The sequence below is a fragment of the Pseudoalteromonas sp. S2893 genome (assembly GCF_005887105.1).
Lineage (GTDB): Bacteria > Pseudomonadota > Gammaproteobacteria > Enterobacterales > Alteromonadaceae > Pseudoalteromonas > Pseudoalteromonas atlantica.
Genome location: NZ_PNCY01000178.1, coordinates 1 through 337, shown reverse-complemented (window position 1 = coordinate 337; position 337 = coordinate 1). Strand labels below are relative to the sequence as shown.

Annotated in this window: 1 pseudogene; it reads left to right on the top strand. The window is 43.3% G+C overall.

What is annotated here, in order from left to right:
• Positions 1-337, top strand: a pseudogene (locus CWC04_RS19590) (hypothetical protein); the annotation flags it as partial.

Here is a 337-nt window from a genome sequence, read left to right as displayed (position 1 = left end):
AATTTGGCGTGCTATTGTACGCGGGCGTCCTAAATGGCGGTTTGTATTTAAAAACAGCATCACTAAAGAACGCGTTGCAAATCAGATAGTGTGTCTTGAGTTTATGCGTTTTAATAAAATCCCTAGTGAAGTAAATCGAATATTTTCATCCAGGCGTCAGCAAAACACGCTAGCCGCGCAGTGGCTGCATTTTGCCAGTGCAACACGTGTTTCTGCTAAAGAGTTTTTACCAGGCTACGATTGCCTACCGCCAAGTCTGCGCTTTAATTTGGCTCCCTTTGCTCGTTATTTAAACCGCGGTGAGGGGAAGCTGTATCATTTAGTAGGGAATAAAATA